We start from the raw sequence: 23,617 nt of genomic DNA on the forward strand, positions 1-23,617 counted from the left end.
AAAACAAAAAGCCCCCGAACTTTTCAGCTCGGGGGCTCTTCGCAGAATGTGGCGGTGAAGAAGGGATTTGAACCCTTGATACGATTTCTCGTATACACACTTTCCAGGCGTGCTCCTTCGACCACTCGGACACTTCACCGTTTTCTCTTCAAGGCATTCACCCTGTCGAGGCGCGCTAATTTAGTGGAAGAGCTTTTCCTTGGCAAGTATTTTTTTCAGTTTTTTCATGCATTTAAGCCAACCCACTGAAAAGTCGAGGCCGGCAGGGCAATGCTGCCAATCTCGCCTGCGCTTTTACTGCCAGCCCTGGCCCTGCCCTGGCAGCGCAAGGCATGGCGCCCTGACGCTGACTGGCCGGTCAGCCTTGCTCCTTTACCTGGCCTGCGGCGCTGGGTAACTTCATCGCCACGCCCCCTAAAGGACTCTGTCATGAGCGAGCTGATTACCTACCATGCCGAAGACGGCATCGCCACCCTGACCCTGAACAACGGCAAGGTCAACGCCATCTCGCCGGATGTCATCACCGCCTTCAACGCCGCCCTCGACCGTGCCAAGGAGGAACGCGCCGTGGTGATCATCACCGGCCAGCCGGGCATCCTGTCCGGCGGCTACGACCTCAAAGTGATGACGGCCGGCCCCAAGGAAGCGGTCAGCCTGGTCACCGCCGGCTCCACCCTGGCCCGGCGCCTGCTCTCGCACCCGTTCCCGGTAATCGTCGCCTGCCCCGGCAACGCGGTGGCCAAGGGTGCCTTCCTGTTGCTGTCGGCCGACTATCGCATCGGCGTCGAAGGGCCTTACAAGATCTGCCTGAACGAAGTGCAGATCGGCATGACCATGCACCATGCAGGCATCGAACTGGCCCGCGACCGCCTGAGCCGCGCGGCGTTCCAGCGCTCGGTGAACAATGCCGAAATCTTCGACCCGCACGGCGCGGTGGACGCCGGCTTCCTCGACAAGGTGGTCCCGGCCGAGCAATTGCAGGAAGCCGCCCTGGCTGCTGCGCGTGAGTTGAAGAAGCTGAACATGCTGGCGCACAAGAACACCAAGCTGAAGGTGCGCAAGGGGCTGCTGGATGTTCTGGATAAGGCCATCGAGCTGGACCAGGAGCATATGGGCTGACCTGACCGGCCCCATCGCCGGCAAGCCGGCTCCTACAGGGGTACCGTTGCCCTCGGCCCTGTGGGAGCCGGCTTGCCGGCGATGGGGCCAGCGGACACACCTCAGACCTGGGTTTGCCCAACACAGTGCACAACCGTACACTGCACCGCACCGTCTGGTGTGAGTCGTACCATGCTTTACTGCCTTCGCATGCTCCTGCTGGCGCTGCACTTTCTGCTGGTTGGGGTTATTGGCCTGCTGATCGGCCTGCTGCGCCCCTTCAACCGCGACAACAGCCGCGTCTTCGCCCGCCTCTACAGCCTACCGGCCACCTGGCTGATGGGCATCAAGGTCAAGGCCGAAGTCGGCCCGCTGTGGGACCTGCCCCCTGGCTGCGTCATAGTCGCCAATCACCAGTCCAACTTCGACCTGTTCATTCTCGGCCGCGTGGTGCCACAACGCACCGTGGCCATTGGCAAGAAGAGCCTCGGCTGGATACCGCTGTTCGGGCAACTGTTCTGGCTTGGCGGCAATGTGCTGATCGACCGCAAGAACGCCTACCAGGCGCGTAGGGCGATGCAGGTGACCACCCACACCCTGCGTGACGACACCTCGATCTGGGTCTTCCCGGAGGGCACCCGTAACCCCGCAGAACACTTGCTGGCCTTCAAGAAAGGCGCCTTCCACATGGCCATCGAGGCAGGCGTGCCGATCGTGCCGGTGTGCGTCAGCCGCTATGCCAAGCGCCTGAGCCTTAACCGCTGGCGCCAGCGCACGGTGCTGGTGCGCTCACTGCCACCGATCGCCACGGCCGGGATGACCCTGCAGGACCTGCCGGCATTGATAGAGCAGTGCCGCGGGCAGATGCAACAGTGCATCGACCGCATGGAAGGTGAGTTGGCCAGCCACTAGGTTGCCCTCCTGCTCCAGACAGCCCAAGCTGTATCCCGTGTGCAACCGAACAAGTGGATAACCATGGGTCGAGTCGTGGCATCGGCGGTATACAGCGCCGGCAGAAAGGTCACCAATATCAGCATCGACGAGGGCAGCGAGTGGGCGCGCAAGCCGGGGCATTTCGTCTGGATCGGCCTGGAAGAGCCCAACGCCGAGGAGCTGGCCAACCTGCAGTGCCAATTCAACCTGCACGAGCTGGCCATCGAGGACGCGCTGGAGAAGCACAGCCGGCCCAAGCTTGAAACCTTCGGCGACGCGCTGTTCATCGTCACCTATTCGCCGGTGCGCCATGAAGGCAAGCTGGAATTCATCGAAACCCACATCTTCGCCGGCAACGGCTACATCATCACCTGCCGCAACGGCCACTCGAAATCCTATGCCCTGGTGCGCCAACGCTGCGAGGCGCGCCCATTGCTGCTGGAGCACGGTGAAGACTTCGTGCTCTACGCATTGCTCGACTTCGTCACCGAAAACTACCAGCCCGTCAGCGAAGCCATCCATGGCGAGATCGAGGAACTGGAACAGAGCGTGCTCAGCGGCTCGCTGCTGGATGAGGACATTCGCCGCCTGCACAGCCTGCGCCGCGACATCCTGCGCCTGCGCCGCTACGTGGCGCCGATGGTGGAAGTCAGCGAGGAACTGCAGCGCCTGAGTTTCCCGTTCATCGACAAGAACATGCGCCCGTATTTTCGCGACGTGCAGATTCACGTGACGCGGCAGATGGAGGACCTGGCGGGGATCCGCGACATTGCCAGCCAGACCATCGAGATCGGCATGCTGCTGGAGTCGTCGCGGCAGAGCATCGTGCAGCGCAAGTTCGCGGCCTGGGCGGCGATACTGGCCTTCCCCACGGCGATTGCCGGGATATACGGGATGAACTTCCAGAACATGCCAGAGTTGGGCTGGCATTACGGTTATTTCGGCGTGCTGGGGGTGATCGGCTTGGGATGCGCCGGGCTTTATGCCAGCTTCAAGCGTTCCGGCTGGCTTTAGGTTGACAGGGCCGCTTCGCGGCCCATTTGCGGGCTGCAGCGCAGCCCCTTGAAGTCAGGCCGCGCTGTCGTTGACTTTGGTCGGCTGCTGGACGAAACGCATCATCCACTTGCCGACCAAGTCACCCTGGTGCTCGGTGGCCAGGCTCGCCACCGCGTTGTGGTAAACCTCGTCCCCCAGATACTCCTGGCGCGCATCGAGCAGCGCCCGTGAGTAGTCGTGGACAAACTCCGGGTGCCCCTGGAAGCACAACACCTGATCGCGAATGTGGTACGCCGCATTCGGGCAGAAATCACTCGACGCGATCACCGTGGCGCCTTCGGGCAGCTCGGTCACCTGGTCCTGGTGGCTGATCAGCAATGTCAGCTCGGAAACCTCCGGGTCCATCCACGGCGCATGCGCCGCCAGCGAATAGCGATGAATGCCCACGCCCCAGCCCTTGTCGGCGCGTTCGGCCTTGCCGCCGAGGGTCAAGGCCAGCAACTGGTGACCAAAGCACACACCCAGCAGCTTCTCGCCACGCTCATACAGCTTGAGCAAATACGCCTTGAGGGTCTGGATCCACGCATCGGTGCCGAACGAGTCAGCCTTGCTGCCGGTAACCAGGTAGGCGTCAAACCGCTGGTCGTCGGCGGGATAGTCGCCGTTCATCACGTTGTACACACAAAACTCGGCTGCGATCGGCTGCCGCGAGAAGAGCTGCTCGAACATCCTTCCGTAGCCCTGGTACTGCGCGGTCAACTCCGGTCGCAGGACATCGGTTTCAAGGATGCAGATGCGTAACGACATAGGGATAGTCCTGAACGACATGAGTGGGAATCTGCTGTAGAGACTGCCGCGAAAGGCACGTACAAGCAAGTAGGCTGTACTGACGAACGGTCACATTTTGTCGGCTTGCGACCAAGGGATACGCCGCTGTCTAGCCAGAGCGTGCCAGCGGGCTGGCCCATGGCCTCATAGCAGATCGAAATTGTTCAACTAGGCTTTTAGAACAAACCGTTCTCAAACAGGGATGACGTTCACCCTACTGTTGGTTGTATATCGAATTCAACGAGGCAAGCAGTACGGGCGTGATGCACGCCACGGTGATCGACCCGAAGCGCGACAGGGAAGCCAACGGGTATTCAGGAATAACAACAAGAAGGCGGTCCGCCATGTTCAGACAATCGAAACTTCGCCAAGCTGGGCTCATTTTATTCGCCACGACTTTGCTGCTGATACTGCCGAACCTCACACGTTTGTTCGGGTAACAGTGGTTGTGGCCTTCAAGGGCAATGCACAGGTAACCTGCCGGCCATGACGGCCGGAGATTACCCATGCGCCATTGTTTTGCCCTGCTAGCACTCCTCTTCAGCCTGCCGCTGTCGGCGGCGCAACTGCACCTGGAACTCGGCGGCACAGCGCGGCAGTGGGACAGCGCCGAGCTGCTGAGCCTGCCGCAGGCGCGCGATATCAGCATTGACCACGACGTATCCTACAAGCGGCCCATGCGTTATCGCGCGGTCCCCCTCGCCACGCTGCTGCAAGGCATCCAGGCGGATGATCATTTACAAGCGGTTGCGCTGGACGGCTTCGCTGCCGAAATGCCCGCCGTGCCGCTGCTGCAGGATGGCCCTGCACGTGCGTGGCTGGCCATTGAGGATCCTGCCACGCCGTGGCCGGCATTGGGCAAAGGCAAGCCAAGCGCAGGGCCATTCTACCTGGTGTGGACTGACCCTCAGGCGAGCGGCATTCGCCCCGAGCAATGGCCATTTCAGATCAGCACCCTCCGCCGCCTGGCTTCCGTCGAACAGCGCTTCCCGGCACTGCTACCGGACCCGAAGCTCCCGGCCGATACCCCCATTCGCCAGGGCTTTGCCCTCTTTCAGCAGAACTGCATGGCCTGCCACCGGCTCAACGGCGCAGGCGACGCACAATTCGGGCCGGACCTGAATGTGCCGCATAACCCGACCGAGTATTTTCAGCCGACGTTCTTGCGCCAGTACATTCGCGACCCGCAGAGCCTGCGACAGTGGCCACAGGCGCGGATGCCCGGGTTTGCAGAAAGCGTGCTGAGTGAGCAGGAACTGGATGCGTTGCTGGCTTATCTGGGGCACATGGCTGGGCGCAAGCCTTGAAAAAGATTGCACCCTTCTCGCAGGCAAACTGCTCCCACAGCTACACCCCAGCACTCTAGGCCTGAGCTGTACCTGTGGGCGCGGGTTAACCCGCGAAAAGAACACCGCTGAGGTTTCAGGCAATCGGCCGCTCTTGCTTGACGCCCCACCCCTCTACCTCACCGCCATAGGGTGAAACGACCTGCTCGAACGTTTCTTCGAAATCACCGATACCACCGTAGGTGGCATACATGATCTTGCTCAGTTCCAGGTGCCACACACCATCATCCCGTTCACGCACCTGAGCATTGAGCGACTCGCCGCGAAACTGCCCGGCCGCGCGTCGCGCGCCGGCTTCATCTGGAAATACTGCGTAGAACTCGATGGGATGGATCTGGCTGAAGTCGAACCCGCCAGCTTTCATCTGGCGCAGGACATTGCTGCTGATATCGTCGTGGCTGCTCATGAATCGTCCTCCTGAATAACGCTATGGATAGACTTTCCGTGCACTACGCACCCGCCGGCATGGCCGGTCAGATCGAGCTGATGCAAGACGCGAATGGAAACAGGTGCAGCCCCGCAGAACAGGCCAACACCTCCCACCAGCGTAGTGCCTGCCAGGGCACCACGCCAACCTGCGGGTCAGGAAGCTTCTTGAATGCGGGTGATGATCACGCCGTTCTGCTCCTTGAGCCAGCGTGCGGTGGGGGATGGGGCGCGGTCCTGGAAGTCGTTGAGGTCCAGCTCGTCCATGACCGGAAACAGGTGCGAACGAATGGCGCGGGCCGCCTCCTCCTCGCTTGGGCACTGCTCCGCGTGCAACAACAGCGTGGTTGGCTCGCCTTTCTGATCGGCAAAGATGACTTCCCACTCTTTCATCGAATAGCCCTCTCAAGCAGAGAACATCGGGTGTGATGCCTGTAATTGCTTGACCGTGGGCGGGGGGATTTGTTCAGTCAGTTGCCGCAAGTAGAGAGGGGCCGCTTGGCGGCCCCTCTTCGGTTCACTTCGGCTTACTTCGGCGTGCCGTGCACGACGCCGGCCGTGTTATCCAGCAGGCTCTTGGTCGCCGTCTGGATGTACGCTTCGAGTGTCTTGAGCATCTCCGGCTGGTCCGGGCTCTCGATCAGCTCGGCCTTGAACTCGCTGCCCAGCTGGTAGCGGTACATGCGCGGGGTCATGTCCTTGGACTCGATGAGGATGCGGTCACCCTGTACCAGGCCAACGATCTGCTCGCTGCCCGATGGCTTGATCATGCCCACGCCCTGGTCGCCTTCAGGCAGGTTGAGCAGGTCGCGGCCCCAGCACTGGTGGCGCGCCTGGCCACCGAGGCGGCCCATGATGGTCGGCACGATGTCGACCTGGGTACCGACGGTGTGGTTGACCGCACCGAACTTCTCCTGGATACCCGGCGCGATCAGCAACAGCGGCACGTTGAAGCGGCCCAGGTCGAGCTCGGTGACCTGCTGGTGGTTGCCGAAGCCGTGGTCGCCGACAATGACGAACAAGGTGTCCTTGAAGTAAGGCTCTTTACGCGCCTTCTCGAAGAACTGGCCCAGCGCCCAGTCGGAATAGCGCATGGCGGTCAGGTGCTCGTCCAGGCGGCCCTGGCCGGTGACCTTCTCGACCGGCAGGTCTTTGGGCAGCGCATATGGCGTGTGGTTGGACAGGGTCTGCAGCAGCGCGTAGATCGGCTTCTTGCCATCGTGCTTGGCCAGCTCTTCGTTGCCACGGTCGAACATGTCCTGGTCGGACACCCCCCAGGTGGGGTCGGAGAACACCGGGTTGACGAAGTCGTTACGGCCGATGAAGGTGGTCATGCCCTGGTTGCCGAAGAACCCGGACTGGTTGTCCCAGGCGAAATCGCCGTTGTAGACGTAGACATCGTCGTAGTCGCGGGCGCTCAGCAGCGCTGGCAGGCCGGACAGCTTGTGGCCGCCTTCCGGGGTCTGCATCAGGTATTCGAAGCCCGGCAAGTTGGGGAAGCAGGCCATGGTGGCGAACATGCCCTGGTGGGTATGGGTGCCGTTGGAGAAGAAACGGTCGAACAGCAGCCCTTCTTTAGCCAGCTTGTCGAAGTAAGGGGTGATGTTGTTCGGGCTGCCCAGGGCGCCTACCGAGTGGCCGGCGAAGCTTTCCATGAGGATCACCACGACGTTCTTGATCGGCAGGGTACGCTCGGCCGGCGGCACGAAGTCACGGCGGATCGCGGCCTCGTCGGCATCGACCAGCGTGTCGTGCGGGGTCAGCAGCTGTTCACGCACGGTCTGCGTGGCCAGGTTCTGCTCCAGTACCGGCTTCCAGATATTGGCGCGGTCCTCGCCGAAGCGGCTCTTGGCGGCGTCGATCAGGGTCAGGGTACCGTTCAGGCCCAGCTGGTTGACGAAGTTGGAATCAGTGGTGAAGGCATCCCCCCAACGCATCGGCGGGCCCTGGCGCAGGGTGCCACGCGCGGCGACCACGGCCACCAGCAGGATCACCATGAACACCGCCAGGCGGTTGTACCAGGGGGCAACGGTTTGCTGGCCATCACCACGGGTGAGGCGGTCGATGCCCTTGAACAGCAGGCTAAGCAGCCAGGTGCCGAACATCCAGGCCAGCAGGTAGCGGACTACCGGGAAGCCGTACCAGAGCATGCTCATGACGGTCTTCGGGTCTTCCTTGATGTACTGGAAGACCAGGCCATTGAGGCGCTGGTGGAACTCGCGGTAGAAGTCCATCTCCATCAGGCCGAGGAACATCACCACGCTCGAGGTGATGGTCAGCCAGAAGCGAAACAGACCGCGCTGGGCCATGGCCCAAGGGCTCAGGATAGCCAGCAGCAGAGGAATGCTCAGGTACACCACCACCCGCAGGTCGAAGCGCAAACCGTTGAGGAAGCCTTCGGCGACCGTCGAATAAGGGGTGTCGCCGATCATGTCGCTGTTGTAGACCAGCAGCGCCAGGCGCACCAGGCTGAGCATCAACATGATCACCAGGCCGCTGAGCAGCGTATAGGCCAGGTGCGATTTCAAGGTCGGCGTGAAAGCTCGCGCGCCCTGTTGCTTCAAGGCATCCGTGTTAGCCATGAATGGGGAGGTCCTAGGATTGCGTGTTTGCGGGGATGGCGCCGGTGCCAGGCCTTGTACGAAAGTGCCTGCGCGGCGGCTGTTCGTACAATCCCTAGACCAGCAGCATTGTGCGGGTGCGGATTCTGTTTAAACCAATGTGAAAATTTTGTCACGGAGCTGTTGCTGATTTTGTCTGCAATGGTCTTTTCAGAGCCGTACGTTGCCTCGCGGCCCCGCAATCGCCCAGATCACCAGCCCGATCACCGGCAGCAGGGCGATCAACAGGATCCACAGCACTTTGATACCCACTTCGCTACTACTCTTGATCACATTGAGGATCGCCCAGATATCCAGGGCCAGAATGATCAGGCCAACCAGGCCGTTGAATGTGGAGCCCATGCCAAAACCCCCGTTGAATGTGCATGCTGCACAGCTTAGTCAGCTATCACGTCGATAGAAGGGAATCCTTGGCCCCCCATGCAGGTCACTGGATAAACTGCCGGTATCCATCGATTCGAGGTTCGCATGTCCCCTGCCCACACCCAAAGCACCGCCCCGCCCTCCTTGTTGAGCGCCTGGCGGCAACAGGCGGTGAACACCCCATGGCTCAGCGCGGGCCTGGGCGTGAGCCTGCTGGCAGTCATCGTGCTGCTGGCGGCGAGTTTCTGGAACGCCATCAATGGCGACCATGCCGACAACCTGCACCTGGCGCTGCTCGGCGGCTTGTCCGGCTTCGGCGCCACGGCGCTGGGCGCGGTGCTGGCCGTGGTGCTGCGCGATGTCAGCGGGCGCAGCCAGGACGTGATGCTCGGCTTTGCCGCCGGCATGATGCTCGCCGCCAGTTCGTTTTCGTTGATCTTGCCGGGGCTCGACGCGGCCCGCGAAATTACCGGCAACGGCCCGGCCGCAGCCTTTACCGTGGTGCTGGGGATGGGCCTGGGCGTATTGCTGATGCTCGGCCTCGACCGCTTTACCCCGCACGAACATGAAAGCACCGGCCCCTGCGGCCCCGAGGCCGAACGCATCAGCCGGGTGTGGTTGTTCGTGCTGGCGATCACGTTGCATAACCTGCCTGAAGGCATGGCGATTGGCGTGAGCTTTGCCAATGGCGACATGAACATCGGCTTGCCGCTGACCAGCGCCATCGCCATCCAGGACATCCCTGAAGGGTTGGCCGTGGCCCTGGCCTTGCGAGCAACGGGGTTGTCGAACTTCAAGGCGGCGCTGGTGGCGATCGGTTCAGGCTTGATGGAGCCGCTGGGCGCGGTGATCGGCCTGGGCATTTCCACCGGTTTTGCCCTGGCCTACCCGATCAGCATGGGGCTGGCGGCGGGGGCGATGATCTTCGTGGTATCCCACGAAGTGATCCCCGAGACTCATCGCAATGGCCACCAGACGGCGGCGACCCTGGGCTTGATGGGCGGGTTTGCGGTGATGATGTTTCTGGACACCGCGCTTGGCTGAAGCCATGGGTCGTCTGTGCTGGCCTCTTGGCGGGCTTGCCCCGTGAAGAGGCCGGTACACACCCCCGACCCCATCAAATGTGAACCGCGACCTTCAACGCCTCCAAGGCCGGCTCGACCTTGATCCCCAGCTCTCCCCCCAACTCCAGCACCCGCGCCAGGTCGTTCTGGCCAACCATCACCACCTGCAGCTCGTCATCGAGCAACTGGCTGAAGTTGAGCAGCACATAACCACCGGCCTCTTTGTTCAGCGCGCCCATCTGCACCTGGATGCGGTTCAGCGCTGTCAGCGGCTCGGTACGGGCCAGCTGTTTGGGCTTGAGGGTGAACGGCACGCTCTTGTCGAACGAATCGCTGATCTGCTGGAACAGCTCCTGGTAGCTGTCGGCCTGAAACACCACGGTGTCTGGCAGGCTGCCGAGCACTACCCACTCACCCAGCGGGATCGGGAAGCTGTCGTCGTAGTTGATGTCCGGGTTGGCGGCGAGGAAGGCGGCGGGGTCGGCGTAGGCCTGGGCGGCCTCGTCGGCGATGCGCTCGATGTCTTCATCGCGCATGCAGCCGGCGGCGATGAGGCTGATGAATTCGAGCAACTGGTTTTTCATGAAGGGGGCCTGCGGCGGGTGAAAAGTCGCCAAGGATAGCCGCAAACGCCCCCAAGCTGTTAGCCGACCAGCGCCTGCAGGCGCGCTGCGGTGTCGGCTGCCCCCATGGTCTGCGCGGCCATCAGCGCGTTGGCGCCGCGTGCATCCTGCCGCGCCGGGTCGGCGCCTTGGGCCAACAGGTAGTCAAGGATCTCGCTGCGGTTGAACATCGCCGCGAGCATCAGCGCGGTACGCCCGTCCTGAGCGGCGGCGTCCACCGGTACGCCGTTTTCCAGCAATAGGCGGATCATTGCCAGGTCACCCTTGAACGCCGCGCCAGCGATCGGCAACTGACCGTTGTCGTTGGCGATCAATGGGTCTGCGCCCCCGGCCAACAGCACGCGAACCGCCTCATGGCGGCCGTGGTAGCTGGCCAGCATTAACAGCGTGTCGCCCTTGTGGTTGCGCAGGTTGGCCGGCAAGCCGCTGGCCAGCAGCCGCCCGAGCATCTCGGCGTCGCCCTGGCGGGCACGCTCGAAGACCTGTTCGGCGAATGCCGCAGTTTCGTCATCGGACATGGCGGCAGGTGCGGGTTGATCGGACATCTGGAACCTCCTGGCAGAAAAGATTGCCCAAGTGTTCGTCAGGCAAGCACGACCGGTCAAAGGTTCATAATCTATCAAGCCGATAGCGACTGCCTGGCTCGTGCAAAATGCACTGTGCAAAATGCACGACCATGCAGCCTGCACGACCCCACCTCAGCAACAAGCTTTCAAATACCTGATTTAAAAGGGATTTTCCAACAAACCAAGATTGGCACGGTCACTGCAACCTACAACTCACGTCTGCCCACACAACAGTCAGGAGTTGATATGGACCTCATCCAGGAAAAGTTCGTCTCGGTGTTTTCGGCCTACCAGGTCGCCACCCAGCCTCGCCCCGATGGCGGTGTCCTGCTGACCCTGCGCGCCGCTGACGGCAAGGTCACCCGCCGCGTGCTGACCTACGGGCAACTGCACAGTGCCGAGCAGCTGTCCTGGGCGATCAGCGCCATCCGCCGTGACCTGGCCGAGCAAGCCAGTGAATTGCCAGTGATCACCATGCTGCAGAGCCAGCAGCGGTTTGCCCTGCCGACTTACCGCTAACGTTTGTCTGCACCGGCCCCCGCGCGGGCAAAACCGCTTCCACAGGTACTGCATTGCCCATAGGGATGGCGGGGTACTTGTAGGCGCGGGCTTGCCCAGGCGGGGCCGGAGCGGACACTAGAGCTCGTCGATGCCTGCAAACGCGCGAGCCGTTTCATCACCTGTAAACCTCGCTTGCAGACCTTGCTCACTGGCAAACAGGCGCAGCGCCAGGCAAAACGGGTTGTCGCCCAAGTCAACCCAGCGCCGGCTCCCTGCCGGTATTACCAGTTGGTCGCCCTTCTCGCACAACACCGTATAGACAGACTCACCCAAACGCAGCCCAACCTGGGCGCGGCCTGTCACTACGGCAAAGACTTCTTCAGCGTCATGCACATGCTCATCGCGCAGGTCGACCTGTGCAGGTTGCGCACCGTCGCGGTTGAGCACGGCGAAAGCCATGCTGGCGTGGCCAGTCATGAGTTGGTCCAAGTAGGCACGACTGGCTTCCAGCACCTCGTCATGGCTGCTACCTGGCCGCACGCGCAGCTCGACCGGGGCGTGGGCAAAACGCACGCCCTGCTCGGCCAAGGTTGCAGCTATATCGTCGTGATGGGTCAGCACCTTGTTTGGCAAAGCCGGGCTGGACGGGTGGAAAACACAGAGGATGCTCATCAGCGGCGGGTCCTGATCGATTTCGAACGAGTAGCAATGATAACGGCTGCCGCGAGTGCTGCGGCACTGGCCATACCAAAGGTGAAGGTCGGCCCCAGCAGGTTCCAGCTGTAGCCCGAGTACAAGGCCCCCAGCGCCCCGCCGGTGCCCGACAATGCCGCATACAACGCCTGGCCCTGGCCCTGCTGGCGGGCGCCGAAGCTGGCCTGGACGAAGGCGATGGACGCGGCATGGAAGCAGCCAAACGTGGCCGCGTGCAGCAACTGGGCGAAAATCAGCACACCCGGCTGGTCCGCCAGGTAGCCCAGCAGCAGCCAGCGCAATGCGGCCAGCAGGAAGCTCACCATCAGCACCTGCTGCACGCTGAAGCGCGCGAAGATCCGGCTCATGGCCATGAACATCAGCACTTCGGCCACCACCCCCAGCGCCCACAAAAGGCCGATGGCACCACGGCTGTAGCCCAGGTGCTCCAGGTGCAAGGTAAGGAAGGTGTAATACGGCCCGTGGCTGAGCTGCATCAAGGCCACGCAGGCATAGAAGGCCACGACCCCAGGGGCCATCAGCTGGCGCAGGAAGCCATCCGCCCCGCGACGCTCGCCCTGCTCCACCGGTTGGGCGTTGGGCACCCACAGGCTGGCGGCGACGATGCCGGCCATGATGGTCACCAAGGCGACCGGGTAGATATCCAGGCTCAGCCATTCGAACAGGCGGCCCAGCCCGACCACGGTCAGGATGAAACCGATCGAGCCCCACAGCCGCACCTGGCTGTAGCGCGCCGTCTGGCCATGCAGGTGGGCCAGGGTGATGACCTCGAACTGCGGCAGCACCGCGTGCCAGAAGAAGGCATGCAAGGCCATGACCAGCGCCAGCCAGGCGTAGCTCTTGCCAAAGAAGATCAGCGAGAAGGTGGCCAGGGTCGACAGCGCGCCCAGGCGTACGATCAGTAGCCGTTGGCCACTGCGGTCACCCAGCCAGCCCCACAGGTTCGGGGCGATGCAGCGCATCAGCATGGGGATGGCCACCAGTTCGCCGATGCGTGCCGGGGAGAAGCCGAGGTGGTCGAAGTACAGGGCCAGGAAGGGGGCCGTGGAACCTAGCAACGCGAAGTAGAAGAGGTAGAAACTGGACAGGCGCCAGTAAGGGATTGGGGGCATGAAATGGGCCTTAGTGGGGGCCTGCACCGGCCTCTTCGCGGGACGAACCCGCCCCCACAGGCCCCGTCATGAAGTGGGTGAGGCACCTGTGGGAGCGGGCTTGCCCCGCGCGGGGGCCGCTACCGACAAATCAGAGCTGGCGCAGTACCGGAGTACCGACCTTCACCTCGGCATTCTGGCCACGGTGACGCAGCAGGTGATCCATCAGCACAATGGCCATCATCGCCTCGGCGATCGGTGTGGCGCGAATACCCACGCACGGGTCGTGACGGCCCTTGGTGATCACGTCGACCGGGTTGCCGTCGACGTCGATCGAGCGGCCCGGCACGGTGATGCTCGAGGTCGGCTTCAGCGCCAGGTGGGCGACGATCGGCTGGCCAGAGCTGATGCCACCGAGAATGCCACCCGCATTGTTGCTGAGGAAACCTTCCGGGGTCATCTCGTCGCGGTGCTCGGTGCCGCGCTGGGCGATGCTGGCGAAACCGGCGCCGATTTCCACGCCCTTGACCGCGTTGATGCTCATCAGCGCATGGGCAAGCTCGGCGTCGAGGCGGTCGAAGATCGGCTCGCCCAGGCCTGGCATCACGCCTTCGGCGACTACGGTGATCTTCGCCCCGACCGAATCCTGGTCACGGCGCAGCTGGTCCATGTAGGCCTCCAGCTCCGGTACCTTGGCCGGGTCAGGGCTGAAGAAAGCGTTTTCTTCCACCGAATCCCAAGTCTTGAACGGGATTTCGATCGGGCCCAGCTGGCTCATGTAGCCACGCACCTGGATGCCCTGGGTGGCCAGGTACTTCTTGGCGATTGCACCGGCCGCCACGCGCATGGCAGTTTCGCGGGCCGAGCTGCGACCACCGCCGCGGTAGTCACGCTCGCCGTACTTGTGGTGGTAGGTATAGTCGGCGTGGGCTGGGCGGAACAGGTCCTTGATCGCCGAATAGTCCTTGGACTTCTGGTCGGTGTTGCGGATCAGCAGGCCGATGGAGCAGCCGGTGGTGCGGCCTTCGAACACGCCGGAGAGGATCTCCACTTCGTCGGGTTCCTGGCGCTGGGTGGTATGCCGGCTGGTCCCCGGCTTGCGCCGGTCGAGGTCATGCTGCAGGTCGGCCAGGGAGATCTCCAGACCCGGTGGGCAGCCATCAACAATGGCGACCAACGCCGGGCCATGGCTTTCGCCAGCGGTGGTGACAGTGAACAGCTTGCCGTAGGTATTGCCGGACATGGACGCTCCGCGAGTCTGCCTGAAGTGAACGAGGCGGCCAGTATACGGAAAATTTCATGCGGGTTGCTCGCCCGTGCGGGCCTGTTTGGCGAACCTTCCCGCACACACTGGGTCAAACCGTCATCTCCCCAAGTAGTACCGCATGATGTCGCGCCTTGTCGCCTTCCTCTTCCTGCTGTGTACCGGCCTGGCCCAGGCCGCCGCGCCTACCGTCCTGCAACGCCCCATTGACCTCGATACCGGCCAGGGCGTGCTGCACGGCAGCCTGCTGTTGCCGCAACAGGCCACCCCGCCGCCGGTGGTGTTGATCATCGCCGGCTCCGGCCCCACCGACCGCGATGGCAACAACCCGGCTTCGGGGCGTATCGACAACCTCAAGCGCCTGGCCTTGCTGCTGGCCAACGAGCACATCGCCAGTGTGCGTTACGACAAACGCGGCGTGGCCGCCAGCCAGCCGGCCACACCCGATGAACGCGACCTCAGCGTCGAGCGCTACGTTGCCGATGTGGTGGCCTGGAGCCGCAAGCTCAAGGCCGACCCGCGCTTCGGCCCGCTGATCCTGGTCGGCCACAGCGAAGGTGCACTGATCGCCAGCCTGGCCGCCGAACAAGCCGGCGCCAGCGCGGTCATCACCCTGGCCGGCAGCGGCCGGCCGATGGCGGACGTGCTGCGCGAACAGCTGGCGCAACGCATGCCGCCAGCGCAACTGGCCCGTGGCAGCGCCCTGCTCGACCGCCTGCAGGCCGGGCAGACCACCCTCGACGTACCGGCGCCCCTGCGTCAGGTGTTTCGCCCCAGCGTGCAGCCCTACCTGATTTCGCTGTTCCAGCAAAACCCGGCACAAGCCTTCGCCCGCCTGGCGATACCGGCGCTGATCGTCCAGGGCCGCAACGACATACAGGTCGACGTGGCCGATGCCGAGCGCCTCAAGGCCGCCAAGCCGGACGCCCAGCTGGTGCTGATCGACGGCATGAACCACATGCTGCGCATCAGCCCCAAGGCCATGCAGGCGCAACGTGACAGCTACCTCAACCCGGAGCTGCCGCTGGCTCGTGAGCTGGGTGAGCGCGTGGTCACCTTCATTCATCAGTTGCCCTCCGCCTGAGGAGATCGCCGCACAATGGCCTCAGGTCCTGGCTGATACGGCCGATACGCTCGGTATTGGCCAGTATTTGAGAACGCCTTGATGACCGATGCCCCCGTCGCCGTAGAGCCGGCCGAAGAGCCGCAAGCCCCGGACAGCGCCGAGCTGCCGTGGGCCGACCTCGCTGTCGAACACTTCCAACTGCTGCGCCTGGCGCCGCTGCCCACCGACCGCAACAGCGGCGCACGGCCGCTGCGCTTCGTCGAGTTCGGCCATGCCGAGCGCCACGACAAGGCGCACAGCTTGTTGCGCATGGAAATCCGCCTGCCTGGGCAAAAAGTGCGCAAGGAACAAAACCGCTTGGATGTACGTGTCGATCACGCCGAGCGGCGGGTCACCGTGGGCAGCGATAGCGGCCTGCAACTGGAACCGCTGAACCGTGGCATCGGCCGTTACATGATGGCCCAGGCCGTGCAGTGGCTGCAGCGCAAGTGGTCGCACTACCGGGTCGAAGGAATGGCGCTGGCGAACAAGGATGCGCTGAACGAAGACACGCGCCTGCGCCGTGACCGGTTCCTCGCCGCAACGGGCATCGACGTCGAGTACGCCGACCCGCAGCACCTCAAAGGCCGCACGGTCGAGGCCACGGTCGGCCAGCTCAAGGGCGGCTGGAACAGCGAGAAAGTGCAGCGGGTGGACATCCTCGAGGCCGCCGGGATGCTGCAGCAGGCCGAGCAAAACCTGTTGGAGAAGGACGCGCAACTGCGCGAGCGCGATGAGCGGGTGGCCAAGTACCGACGCGAGGACAGCGGATTGCGCTTTACCATCACCTGCCTGGTGGCGTTTGCAGTCTTTCAGGCGGGCCTGTTGATCTGGATTGCCACTCGCTAGAAACCCGGGGCCGCGCAGGCGGCCCCAAGGTATCGATCAAACCCGTGCCTTGAACAGCTCGTGGTGCTGCCGGCACTGCTCCGCCGTCAGCATAAACACGCCATGGCCGCCACGCTCGAACTCCAGCCAGGCAAAATCCACCTCGGGGTAGAGCGCCTCGACATGCACCTGGCTATTGCCCACTTCGACAATCAGCAGGCCTTTGTCGGTCAGGTGCTCGGCCGCTTCGGCAAGCATGCGCCGCACCAGGTCCAGGCCATCGTTGCCGCAGGCCAGGCCCATCTCCGGTTCGTGGTGATACTCGGCCGGCATGTCGCCGAAATCCTCGGCATCGACATACGGCGGGTTGGACAGGATCAGGTCGAAACGCTGCCCCGGCAGGCCAGCGAAGCCGTCGCCCTGCACGGTGAACACGCGCGCGTCGAGGCCGTGGCGCTCGATGTTCTGGTTGGCCACTTCAAGGGCGTCGAAGGACAGGTCGGCCAGCACCACCTCGGCCTCGGGGAACACCTCGGCAGCGACGATCCCGATGCAACCGGAACCGGTGCACAGGTCGAGAATACGCGCCGGCTCGTTGGCCAGCCACGGTTCGAAGCGCTTCTCGATCAACTCACCGATCGGCGAGCGCGGCACCAACACGCGCTCATCGACAATGAATGACATGCCACAGAACCAGGCCTCACCCAACAGGTAGGCGGTCGGTACACGGTCTTCGATGCGGCGCTTGAGCAGGTGCTGCAGGCGTACGCGCTCATCGTCTTCCAGCTGGCAGTCCAGGTAGCTGTCGGCCACCTCCCACGGCAAGTGCACAGCGCCCAGCACCAGCAGGCGGGCTTCATCCCAGGCATTATCGGCACCATGGCCGAAAAACAGCTCGTGCTCATGGAAGCGGCTGACCGCCCAGCGGATGTGGTCGCGCAGCGTGCGCAGACGAGATGTGATCACGGGGTACTCCTAATTCAGACCGTACAAAAGTCTAACAGCCCGCACCGCACATTTGTTGCCGCGGATCGCCCGGCGGGTAGCCACAGGCCAGTAACTACGCTGGATGCGATGTCAACCATTCCCATTGGCGTCAAGGCAAGGGAGAATAGGTATACAAAAGCCCTTCCAAGGAGCCATTGATGTCCGTTCCAACCACGATGTTCCGCCTCACTGGCCGCGACTACCCGCCGGCCAAGCTGAGCCAAGCCAGCCTGATCGTCATCGATGCGCAAAAAGAGTACCTGAGTGGTCCGCTCGCGCTGTCGGGCATGGACGAGGCCGTGGCCAACATCGCCAGGTTGCTCGACGCCGCCCGCAAGGCCGGCCGTCCGATCATCCACGTCCGCCACCTCGGCACCGTCGGCGGTCGCTTCGACCCCCAGGGCGCCGCGGGGGAATTCATCCCGGGGCTGGAGCCGCGCGAGGGTGAAATCATCATCGAAAAGCGCATGCCCAACGCCTTCAAGAACACCAAGCTGCACGAAACCCTGCAGGAACTGGGGCACCTGGACCTCATCGTCTGCGGGTTCATGAGCCATTCCAGCGTCAGCACCACCGTGCGGCGTGCCAAGGACTATGGTTATCGTTGCACGTTGGTGGAAGACGCCTCGGCAACCCGCGACCTGGCCCTGAAAGACCGGGTGATTCCCGCCGCGCAGATCCACGCATGTGAAATGGCCGTGATGGCCGACAATTTCGCCTGTGTCGCACCGACCGCCAGCCTGATCTGAGCCTGGTGCATTGACGACCGCCCGGCAGCCGGGCGGAACCCAAGGGTTGGCCACAGGTCCAATTCCGGATATCCACAGAGGAAATCGGAATGAAGCTCAAAGGCAGTTTCGACGCCAAGCGCCTGCGCCAGCGCGAACCGCGCAACTGGGGTGCCCGCTTGGCCGCCGGCCTGTCGGCCCTGCTGGCCACCCTCGGTGTGCTACTGGCCATGGCCGGCTTTGCCGGGCTGCTCGGTAATTACCCGGCCCTGGCCGAACTCAATAGCAATCGCCCGCTTTCCAGCATCCTCACCGTCCTCGGGTTGCTGCTGCTGTACCTGGGCGTGCGCTTCTGGCGACGCAGCCGCATTCGCCTGCGCCGCGGGCGGGAATTGAGCCTGTCGCCGCACCTGATGAAGAAGCATGACTGAAGCCTACGGCTGAGTTGCCTCGACTTGGCGGGGTACAAGCGACACAAGGCTGCACGCCAACCGCCTCTCGGGTAAACTACGCCGCCCACGTGGAGGCATCATGCAAGACGACGATTTTTCCCTGTTCACTGCCGAGGTGCGCGGCGTCAAGCCGATCAAGCACGACCGGGCCGAGGTCGGCAAACCCAAGGCCGACCGCAAGCAACTGGCCGGTCTGCGCCAGGCGGCGACCGTGCGCAGCGACCAGGCGCTGGTGATCGACGGTCTCTCCGACCAGTTCGTCATCGACGTGGGTGCGGAAGACGAGCTGATGTGGCGCCGCGACGGCGTGCAGGAAAGCCAGATTCGCAAGCTCAAAGTCGGCCAGATCGCGTTCGAGGGCAGCCTCGACCTGCATGGCATGAGCGTGGAGAAGGCCCGCGAGACCCTGTGGGCCTTCATCGCCGAAGCCACCAAGCTGGAAGTGCGCTGCGTGCGCGTGACCCATGGCAAGGCCGCACGCATCGACGGCAAGCGCCCGATGATCAAGAGCCACGTCAATACTTGGCTGCGCCAGCACGCGCAGGTGCTCGGTTTCACCTCTTGCCAGGCCCGCCACGGTGGCACCGGCGCGGTGTACGTGATGCTCAAACGAACCATGATGGAAGGCCGCGACGAGTAACGCCGCGCTTGCAGCGTGAGCTTTGCCGCCGTAACCTTCGTTTTTGCGATTTTTTCCCACAGGTAGATACATGTCCCTGGAACAGAACTACACCGAGATCCTTAGCCAGATCGGCGAGGACGTCTCCCGTGAGGGCCTGCTCGACACGCCCAAGCGGGCTGCAAAGGCCATGAAGTACCTTTGCCGCGGTTACGAGCAGACGCTGGATGAAGTGACCAACGGCGCGCTGTTCACCTCCGACAACAGCGAAATGGTGCTGGTCCGGGACATCGAGCTGTACTCGATGTGCGAACACCACATGCTGCCGTTCATCGGCAAGGCTCACGTCGCCTACTTGCCCAAGGGCAAGGTACTGGGCCTGTCCAAGGTCGCGCGGATCGTCGACATGTATGCCCGCCGCCTGCAGATCCAGGAAAACCTAAGCCGCCAGATCGCCGAGGCCGTGCAGCAGGTGACTGGCGCCGCCGGTGTGGCGGTGGTCATCGAGGCCAAGCACATGTGCATGATGATGCGCGGTGTAGAGAAGCAGAACTCGACCATGCTCACCTCGGTGATGCTCGGTGAGTTCCGCGAAAACGCCTCGACCCGCAGCGAGTTCCTCAGCCTGATCAAGTGATCGGCGAGTGACCCCGAGCCGACCCTGTGGGTCGGCTTTTCTTTTCAGGAGTTGCCATGATCGTCAAAGCCTTGCGGGTCGGCCTCGGCCAGCTCATCGTGTTCGGCGACTGGATCAGCCGCCCGGCCAAGCGCAAGCGCGATGCCGCCGCCCAGGCGCGTGTCGAGCAAGAGGCCAAGGGCCTCGCGCTGTACCAGTTCCATGCTTGCCCGTTCTGCGTGAAAACCCGCCGCACCCTGCACCGCCTGAATGTGCCGGTGGCGCTGCGTGATGCCAAGCACGACGCCGTGCATCGCCAGGCGCTGCTCGAAGGTGGCGGCCGGGTGAAAGTGCCGTGCCTGCGGATCGAAGAGGCAGGCAAAGTGACCTGGATGTATGAATCCAAGGCCATCATTGCCTATCTGGACGAGCGGTTCGCGTCTGCTTGATAGCAATGCGTGAGGCCTCCCGGCCTCCTCGCGGGACAAGCCAGCGAAGAGGCCGGTACAGGCTCACTCAACCATCTGCACATGACGCGGATGGCTAGCCACCCTGTCCAACCAGGCTCGCACACCCGGATAATCCGCCAGATCAAACCCTCCCTGATGCGCCACATGGGTGTAGGCATACAACGCCACATCGGCGATCGAATACTGCTCGCCCACCAGGTAGGGCGTCATCTGCAGCTGCCGCTCCATCACCCTTAGCGCCTTGTAGCCGCCCTTGTGCAGCTTGCGGTACTCCTCCACGCGCTCGTCAGGCAAGCCCAGGTAAAACTGGATGAACCGCGCCACGGCAATGTAAGGCTCATGGCTGTACTGCTCGAAAAACTGCCACTGCAGCACCTGGGTACGCAGGCGCGGTTCGCTGGGCAGGTACTCGCTGCCGTCGGCAAGGAAGTTGAGGATAGCGTTGGACTCCCACAGGCACGTGCCGTCCTCGAGCTTGAGCACGGGCACCTTGCCGTTGGGGTTCATGGCCAGGAATTCGGGCGTTTCGGTCTCGTGCTTGAGGATATCCACCGGGTGCCATTCATACGGGCTGCCCAGCAAGCTCAGCATCAGCTTGACCTTGTAGCAGTTGCCAGACTGGTAGTCGCCATACACCTTGTACATCGCCCCTCCCTCCCATGCAGTTGCGCATCAATGCCCAATAGTTGGCGACTGTACGGCTAAATGCAATGCCTGCTGTATGGCAAGGATCAACCTTGCCCGCGTTAGTCTGAAAACAATGCTTACACATGGACAAGGACTTACCCCATGACCGATGCCACTTCCGCACGCCTGCGGCCCTTGGCAGACAGCTCACCGTCGGCAGTGGTCGCCGGCTTCATCGCCATGCTCACCGGCTACACCAGCTCGCTGGTGCTGATGTTCCAGGCCGGCCAGGCCGCAGGCCTGACCACCGCGCAGATCTCGTCGTGGATCTGGGCCTTGTCGATCGGCATGGCGGTCTGCAGCATCACCCTGTCGCTGCGCTACCGCACGCCGATCACCGTGGCCTGGTCGACGCCTGGTGCGGCGTTGCTGATCACCAGCCTGGGTGGGGTGAGCTACGGCGAGGCCATCGGCGCCTACGTCACCTGCGCGGTGCTGGTGCTTATCTGTGGCCTGACCGGCAGCTTCGAGCGCCTGGTCAAACGCATCCCGGCATCGCTGGCCTCGGCGCTGCTGGCCGGCATCCTGTTCAAGATCGGCAGCGAGATCTTCGTCGCCGCCCAGCACCGCACGCTGCTGGTACTGGGCATGTTCTTCAGCTACCTGCTGGTCAAGCGCTTGTCACCGCGCTACTGCGTGCTGGCCGCGCTGCTGGTGGGCACGGCGCTCTCCGGTAGCCTGGGCCTGCTGGACTTCAGCGGTTTCAGGCTGGAAGTGGCCACGCCGGTATGGACCACGCCAAGCTTCTCGCTGGCCGCAACCATCAGCATCGGCATTCCGCTGTTCGTGGTGGCCATGACTTCGCAGAATATGCCCGGCGTGGCCGTGCTGCGCGCCGACGGCTACCAGGTGCCGGCCTCACCGTTGATTTCGGCCACCGGCTTTGCCTCGCTGCTGCTGGCGCCATTCGGCGCCCATGGGGTCAACCTGGCGGCCATCAGCGCGGCGATCTGCACCGGGCCGCATGCTCATGAAGACCCGAGCAAGCGGTATACCGCGGCAGTGTGGTGCGGGATTTTCTACGGTATCGCCGGGGTGTTCGGCGCCACGTTGGCAGCGCTGTTCGCCGCACTGCCGAAAGAACTGGTGCTGTCGATTGCGGCACTGGCGCTGTTCGGTTCGATCATGAACGGCCTGACCGTGGCCATGAGCGAGGCGCGTGAGCGTGAGGCGGCGTTGATCACCTTCATGGTGACGGCGTCGGGGTTCACCCTGCTTTCCATCGGCTCGGCGTTCTGGGGGATTGTGGCGGGGGTGCTGACCTTGCTGATCCTCAACCCGCGCAAGGCCTGAATGCACGCGGCACTGTCACGGGGGCAGCCCCGCGACAGTGCCGTGCAGTCACTCCCGACGGTAAGGGAGCATCTCCCGCGCCTGTTCGGCATACCCTTGTACGCCCGCCCGCTCCTGGCGCAGAAAATCCTCTACCGCCCGCCGCAGGCCCGGGTGCAGCAGGTAATGCCAAGACCGCGTCAGTACCGGCTCGAAGCCACGAATCAACTTGTGCTCGCCCTGTGCACCGGCATCGAAACGCTGCAGCCCTTCGGCAATGGCAAAGTCCATGCCCTGGTAGAAACAGGTTTCGAAGTGCAGCCGGTCGAATTCGTCCAGGCAACCCCAGTAACGGCCGAACAGGCTGTCGCCACCGACCAGGCTCAGGGCCATGGCTACATCACGACCGCCCTGACGAGCCATCACTACTCGCAGTGCATCGGGCATGCGCTCGGCCAGGAGGCTGAAGAATTCGCGGGTGAGGTACGGCGTACGCCGGCGCACCGCATACGTATTGGCGTAGCACAGATAGACGAAATCCCATTGCGCCTGATCCAGCTCGTCGCCGCGGTACCAACGGAAGTCGATGCCCTGCCCCGCCACCTGCTCACGCTCCTTGCGCATCTGTTTGCGCTTGCGTGAACTCAGGCTGTCGAGAAAATCCTGGAAGTCCCGGTAACCTCGGTTACGCCAGTGGTACTGGCAACCCAGCCGCTCCATCCAGCCAGGAAGGCCGTCCAGCTGGCTATCCAGGCTTGGCTCGGTGAAATTGATGTGCGCGCTCGAGAGCCCGGCTTTGGATAAGTACTCCGGCAATGCCTGGAGCACGAGCAGGCCATCGGCCGGGTCGGCCGTGAGCAGGCGCGGGCCGCTGACCGGGCTGAACGGCACGGCCCCGAGCAGCTTGGGGTAATAAGGGATACCGGCGCGTTCGCAGGCGTCGGCCCAGCCATGGTCGAACACGTACTCACCGTACGAATGCCACTTGCGGTAGGCCGGCAACAGCGCCCGTACCTGCCCGCCACGCTCCAGCACCAGGTGCTCGGCCGCCCAGCCGGTGGCCGGCGCGACGCTGCCGCTGTCTTCCATGGCGCTCAAGAAGGCGTGGCGCAGGAACGGCTGGCCGGCAGGCACCAGGGCGTCCCAGGTCGCCGCTGGCAGGTCACGCAGATGGGCAAGGCTGTAGAGGCTGGTCACGTTGTCGGCTCGCATTTCGAAGGCATCAGTATCAGGGAATAACAGCCCTTCACTCAAATGACGAATGCCTGGCTGACCCTTTTGTTCTCAATTACTTAACCGCAGTGCCACTAATTAGACATTATTCTGTCATTGGCCCCCGCAATACTTGCGCCTGTTTTCCGGAACCCCAGAACCTGTCTATTCAGGCCCTTTCCGAAGACATGCCAACATGGGGGCGGG

Annotated in this window: 27 protein-coding genes and 1 tRNA gene; 14 read left to right on the forward strand and 14 right to left on the reverse strand. The window is 63.1% G+C overall.

Going from position 1 to position 23,617, the window contains the following annotated elements; all coding sequences use genetic code 11:
- Positions 1–49 precede the first annotated feature (49 nt).
- Positions 50–139: transfer RNA gene (locus ACIPIJ_RS01340), tRNA-Ser, on the reverse strand.
- A 290-nt stretch (positions 140–429) separates the two neighbouring features.
- On the opposite strand from ACIPIJ_RS01340, the gene ACIPIJ_RS01345 reads away from it, so the two are divergent.
- From ACIPIJ_RS01345 to ACIPIJ_RS01355, 3 genes are all read left to right on the forward strand, one after another.
- Positions 430–1,119 carry a crotonase/enoyl-CoA hydratase family protein gene (locus ACIPIJ_RS01345; RefSeq protein ID WP_401071988.1) on the forward strand — a complete coding sequence of 230 codons (690 nt, stop codon included), beginning with the start codon at positions 430–432 and terminating at the stop codon, positions 1,117–1,119.
- Between the two features lie 171 nt (positions 1,120–1,290).
- Entirely contained in the window at positions 1,291–2,010 is a 720-nt protein-coding gene (locus ACIPIJ_RS01350) for a lysophospholipid acyltransferase family protein (RefSeq protein WP_401071990.1), read from the forward strand.
- Positions 2,011–2,073: 63 nt separating this feature from the next.
- Entirely contained in the window at positions 2,074–3,045 is a 972-nt protein-coding gene (locus ACIPIJ_RS01355; RefSeq protein WP_401071992.1) for a magnesium and cobalt transport protein CorA, read from the forward strand.
- 54 nt (positions 3,046–3,099) lie between these two features.
- Here ACIPIJ_RS01355 and ACIPIJ_RS01360 read toward each other — a convergent pair whose 3' ends face one another.
- Entirely contained in the window at positions 3,100–3,834 is a 735-nt protein-coding gene (locus ACIPIJ_RS01360; RefSeq protein ID WP_401071994.1) for an amidotransferase, read from the reverse strand.
- Positions 3,835–4,361: 527 nt separating this feature from the next.
- Here ACIPIJ_RS01360 and ACIPIJ_RS01365 point away from each other — a divergent pair.
- On the forward strand, positions 4,362–5,162 hold the full coding sequence (locus ACIPIJ_RS01365) for a c-type cytochrome (protein ID WP_401071996.1): 801 nt from the start codon (positions 4,362–4,364) through the stop codon (positions 5,160–5,162).
- A 115-nt stretch (positions 5,163–5,277) separates the two neighbouring features.
- Here the strand turns inward: ACIPIJ_RS01365 and ACIPIJ_RS01370 are convergent, their stop codons facing one another.
- The 4 genes from ACIPIJ_RS01370 to ACIPIJ_RS01385 form a co-directional block, all read right to left on the reverse strand.
- Complete coding sequence (locus ACIPIJ_RS01370) at positions 5,278–5,607, reverse strand: ribonuclease E inhibitor RraB (protein WP_401071998.1); 330 nt, start codon at positions 5,605–5,607, stop codon at positions 5,278–5,280.
- A 176-nt stretch (positions 5,608–5,783) separates the two neighbouring features.
- Positions 5,784–6,020 carry a hypothetical protein gene (locus ACIPIJ_RS01375; protein WP_401072000.1) on the reverse strand — a complete coding sequence of 79 codons (237 nt, stop codon included), beginning with the start codon at positions 6,018–6,020 and terminating at the stop codon, positions 5,784–5,786.
- A 134-nt stretch (positions 6,021–6,154) separates the two neighbouring features.
- Positions 6,155–8,209 (reverse strand): LTA synthase family protein, encoded by a 2,055-nt coding sequence (locus ACIPIJ_RS01380; protein WP_401072002.1) that lies wholly within the window; start codon positions 8,207–8,209, stop codon positions 6,155–6,157.
- A gap of 189 nt (positions 8,210–8,398) precedes the next feature.
- Complete coding sequence (locus tag ACIPIJ_RS01385) at positions 8,399–8,590, reverse strand: PLDc N-terminal domain-containing protein (protein WP_401072004.1); 192 nt, start codon at positions 8,588–8,590, stop codon at positions 8,399–8,401.
- A gap of 126 nt (positions 8,591–8,716) precedes the next feature.
- On the opposite strand from ACIPIJ_RS01385, the gene ACIPIJ_RS01390 reads away from it, so the two are divergent.
- Positions 8,717–9,655 (forward strand): ZIP family metal transporter, encoded by a 939-nt coding sequence (locus ACIPIJ_RS01390; protein WP_401072006.1) that lies wholly within the window; start codon positions 8,717–8,719, stop codon positions 9,653–9,655.
- 73 nt (positions 9,656–9,728) lie between these two features.
- Here the strand turns inward: ACIPIJ_RS01390 and ACIPIJ_RS01395 are convergent, their stop codons facing one another.
- Complete coding sequence (locus tag ACIPIJ_RS01395; RefSeq protein WP_401072008.1) at positions 9,729–10,259, reverse strand: hypothetical protein; 531 nt, start codon at positions 10,257–10,259, stop codon at positions 9,729–9,731.
- Between the two features lie 59 nt (positions 10,260–10,318).
- Positions 10,319–10,843: an ankyrin repeat domain-containing protein gene (locus ACIPIJ_RS01400; protein WP_401072009.1), complete on the reverse strand. Its 525-nt coding sequence runs from the start codon at positions 10,841–10,843 to the stop codon at positions 10,319–10,321.
- 267 nt (positions 10,844–11,110) lie between these two features.
- On the opposite strand from ACIPIJ_RS01400, the gene ACIPIJ_RS01405 reads away from it, so the two are divergent.
- A complete protein-coding gene (locus tag ACIPIJ_RS01405) occupies positions 11,111–11,383 on the forward strand; it encodes a DUF3509 domain-containing protein (protein WP_033700646.1) in 273 nt (90 codons plus the stop codon).
- A gap of 117 nt (positions 11,384–11,500) precedes the next feature.
- On the opposite strand, the gene ACIPIJ_RS01410 is transcribed toward ACIPIJ_RS01405, so the two are convergent.
- From ACIPIJ_RS01410 to aroC, 3 genes are all read right to left on the reverse strand, one after another.
- Positions 11,501–12,037, reverse strand: a complete 537-nt coding sequence (locus ACIPIJ_RS01410; RefSeq protein ID WP_401072011.1) for an oxidase — start codon at positions 12,035–12,037, stop codon at positions 11,501–11,503.
- Positions 12,037–13,191, reverse strand: a complete 1,155-nt coding sequence (locus ACIPIJ_RS01415; RefSeq protein WP_401072013.1) for an MFS transporter — start codon at positions 13,189–13,191, stop codon at positions 12,037–12,039. Before ACIPIJ_RS01415 ends, ACIPIJ_RS01410 begins: the two co-directional genes overlap by 1 nt.
- A 130-nt stretch (positions 13,192–13,321) precedes the next feature.
- Positions 13,322–14,413: a chorismate synthase gene (gene aroC, locus ACIPIJ_RS01420; protein WP_401072015.1), complete on the reverse strand. Its 1,092-nt coding sequence runs from the start codon at positions 14,411–14,413 to the stop codon at positions 13,322–13,324.
- A gap of 142 nt (positions 14,414–14,555) precedes the next feature.
- Between aroC and ACIPIJ_RS01425 the strand changes: the two genes are divergently transcribed.
- Together ACIPIJ_RS01425 and ACIPIJ_RS01430 are read left to right on the forward strand one after the other, a co-directional pair.
- On the forward strand, positions 14,556–15,518 hold the full coding sequence (locus ACIPIJ_RS01425) for an alpha/beta hydrolase (RefSeq protein ID WP_401072017.1): 963 nt from the start codon (positions 14,556–14,558) through the stop codon (positions 15,516–15,518).
- Between the two features lie 81 nt (positions 15,519–15,599).
- Positions 15,600–16,388 carry a hypothetical protein gene (locus tag ACIPIJ_RS01430; protein ID WP_401072019.1) on the forward strand — a complete coding sequence of 263 codons (789 nt, stop codon included), beginning with the start codon at positions 15,600–15,602 and terminating at the stop codon, positions 16,386–16,388.
- A gap of 36 nt (positions 16,389–16,424) precedes the next feature.
- On the opposite strand, the gene prmB is transcribed toward ACIPIJ_RS01430, so the two are convergent.
- Positions 16,425–17,333 carry a 50S ribosomal protein L3 N(5)-glutamine methyltransferase gene (prmB, locus tag ACIPIJ_RS01435; protein ID WP_401072021.1) on the reverse strand — a complete coding sequence of 303 codons (909 nt, stop codon included), beginning with the start codon at positions 17,331–17,333 and terminating at the stop codon, positions 16,425–16,427.
- 179 nt (positions 17,334–17,512) lie between these two features.
- On the opposite strand from prmB, the gene ACIPIJ_RS01440 reads away from it, so the two are divergent.
- The 5 genes from ACIPIJ_RS01440 (at position 17,513) to ACIPIJ_RS01460 (ending at position 20,218) form a co-directional block, all read left to right on the forward strand.
- Positions 17,513–18,103: a cysteine hydrolase family protein gene (locus ACIPIJ_RS01440; RefSeq protein WP_401072023.1), complete on the forward strand. Its 591-nt coding sequence runs from the start codon at positions 17,513–17,515 to the stop codon at positions 18,101–18,103.
- A gap of 89 nt (positions 18,104–18,192) precedes the next feature.
- Positions 18,193–18,513: a hypothetical protein gene (locus ACIPIJ_RS01445; protein WP_401072025.1), complete on the forward strand. Its 321-nt coding sequence runs from the start codon at positions 18,193–18,195 to the stop codon at positions 18,511–18,513.
- 100 nt (positions 18,514–18,613) lie between these two features.
- Positions 18,614–19,174, forward strand: coding sequence for a Smr/MutS family protein (locus ACIPIJ_RS01450; protein WP_401072027.1), 561 nt, complete (start codon positions 18,614–18,616; stop codon positions 19,172–19,174).
- Positions 19,175–19,244: 70 nt separating this feature from the next.
- Positions 19,245–19,790, forward strand: coding sequence for a GTP cyclohydrolase I FolE (folE, locus tag ACIPIJ_RS01455; protein ID WP_401072029.1), 546 nt, complete (start codon positions 19,245–19,247; stop codon positions 19,788–19,790).
- 56 nt (positions 19,791–19,846) lie between these two features.
- Positions 19,847–20,218, forward strand: coding sequence for a glutaredoxin family protein (locus tag ACIPIJ_RS01460; protein ID WP_401072031.1), 372 nt, complete (start codon positions 19,847–19,849; stop codon positions 20,216–20,218).
- Positions 20,219–20,281: 63 nt separating this feature from the next.
- Here ACIPIJ_RS01460 and ACIPIJ_RS01465 read toward each other — a convergent pair whose 3' ends face one another.
- Positions 20,282–20,884, reverse strand: a complete 603-nt coding sequence (locus ACIPIJ_RS01465) for a glutathione S-transferase family protein (protein WP_401072033.1) — start codon at positions 20,882–20,884, stop codon at positions 20,282–20,284.
- Positions 20,885–21,028: 144 nt separating this feature from the next.
- On the opposite strand from ACIPIJ_RS01465, the gene ACIPIJ_RS01470 reads away from it, so the two are divergent.
- Positions 21,029–22,219, forward strand: a complete 1,191-nt coding sequence (locus tag ACIPIJ_RS01470) for a benzoate/H(+) symporter BenE family transporter (protein WP_401072035.1) — start codon at positions 21,029–21,031, stop codon at positions 22,217–22,219.
- 48 nt (positions 22,220–22,267) lie between these two features.
- Here the strand turns inward: ACIPIJ_RS01470 and ACIPIJ_RS01475 are convergent, their stop codons facing one another.
- Positions 22,268–23,410: a GNAT family N-acetyltransferase gene (locus tag ACIPIJ_RS01475; protein ID WP_401072037.1), complete on the reverse strand. Its 1,143-nt coding sequence runs from the start codon at positions 23,408–23,410 to the stop codon at positions 22,268–22,270.
- Positions 23,411–23,617: the final 207 nt, after the last annotated feature.

Source organism: Pseudomonas sp. NPDC087185, from assembly GCF_044744955.1.
Classification (GTDB): Bacteria; Pseudomonadota; Gammaproteobacteria; order Pseudomonadales; family Pseudomonadaceae; genus Aquipseudomonas.